This is a genomic window from Bradyrhizobium genomosp. III, assembly GCF_000261705.1.
GTDB lineage: Bacteria > Pseudomonadota > Alphaproteobacteria > Rhizobiales > Xanthobacteraceae > Bradyrhizobium > Bradyrhizobium ottawaense.
The window spans coordinates 1-1,730 of sequence record NZ_AJQF01000402.1; the positions used below are offsets into that span (position 1 = coordinate 1).

The 1,730-nt window shown below is 64.7% G+C and carries 1 pseudogene; it reads right to left on the reverse strand.

What is annotated here, in order from left to right:
• Positions 1 to 1,675, reverse strand: a pseudogene (locus IC66_RS0132565) (hypothetical protein); the annotation flags it as partial.
• Positions 1,676 to 1,730: the final 55 nt, after the last annotated feature.

Below are 1,730 nucleotides of genomic sequence, written 5' to 3' on the forward strand. Positions count from 1 at the left end.
TGGCGAAAGTCAATGTCAACGGTGTGGTCGGGCTGCCGATCACTTCGGCAGGGACCAGCTCGCGTGTTGCCGAGGGCCGCTTGGCGCTTTCGGCAGTTCTGGTCATCGATACCGATGAGACCAGCGCAAGGGTCTGATGCGGCTGCCAGACCAGCAGGGGATCCACAGCAGACGGGAACAGCGGCAGCCTAAAGCTGATCGACCCAACGCCTTTTTCACGGAAGCCGGCCACCTGGACTTGCCAGTTTGTCGGACCGCTGACACCGAATGCAATTGGAGCGCTGGTCAGGGAAGCCGGACCGGCGTCCAGCGGCGGCAAGATTTCGGTCGGCGAAGGACTGGCCTCGCCCGCCCACAATACGCCTTCAAGCGTTCCGGCCGCAGCATTTACCGCAACGGCGATGCTGCGCGGCAGAGCGGTGTCGAGCGGCTTCTTCCAGATCACGGTGGCGTTGACGCTTTGCGCGCCGACGATTTCCAGACCCGGCAGCGTCGGATCGTCGGCACGTGCGGTGGAGCCGCCGGCATCGACCGCAACCCGAAGGAAGCCGCGGAACGCTGAGCCTGCGGCGAGCAGCTTGACCGGCGGTGGATCATCGGGCTTCGGCGCGGGGGGAAGCGGCATCTGAACCCAGCCGCGTTCGAGCGCAATGAAAGCATAGGGCGGCCGCGTCCCGCTGGCGATGGCGCCGGATACCGCCCAGACCTCGCCGAGACGCGCCGCGAGCGGAGAGGCGTCGACAATTCCCGAAAACGGCTTGACCTCTATCTTGTCCGGATTGAACGGCGGCTTGGCGGCCTCGCTCCATGTCAGCAGGATAGTGGGCGATGCCGTGGCAGCTTCTTCCAGCGCGGCCGGACGTTCGGCTTGCGATGTGATGGTCAGGACAACAGGATCGGTCCCCCTGCGTGCGGATAGGGTGGCCCTGTGACCGGTAAGCTCGGCGACGCCGGGTTCGCCGCCGCCATAGTCCTCGCGCGTCAGCAGCCGAGCGGCCACCGCGTCTTCAAGCATGCGGATTGACGGAATCAGATCCGCGCCGGGCACAGCAGCCGGATTGTCGCACACCCAGACCGGCGCAGCCGGTTCACCTTTGACCTGAAGCGGCCAGGCCAGCGGTGGAAGGGCGGAAGTATCGACCTGCAGCGAGATGCAGCCGCCTCGATCGGTGAGGTCGCGCGACATCCAGTTCAGGCCGGCTTTCAATTTGATCAACGATGCCGAATCCGAAACTGGATCGATCAGGTCCAGTTGCAGGCCGGTCAGTCCGTTGCCGATTTCCACCGGAACCAGACGAAGGCGCAACGGCAATCGGTCACCATTGCTGGTTCCGAACGGATTGGGGGCGAGGACGTCGAATTCGACTCCGTCTGGCGTAAGATCGAAGGTGATGGCATCCGAGACCTTGGTATGGCCGGGGATGGGCTTTGCGGTTTTCCGCCGCCGGATGAACAGCCCGCCGAAGATTCGAATGTAGTCGCCAGGCGTCGCCCATTCGATTGACAGCTGTTTGGTCAGCGCGTAGCCGACGCTAGGTTTCGGTTCGGCATCCAGCGCGCAGGCGACGGGAATCCGGCCGCGTGTAGCGCGAAGCTGAGGCGCGGCAAGTTCGAATACGTTGTCGATCTTGACGAATCCGTCCGGCCGCGGCGGCCATGCGGTTTTCGGCGCCACCCTCAAATCCGAATAGCGGGAAGGGCGGGGCGGCGGTCCAGCCACGCCGGCCGCC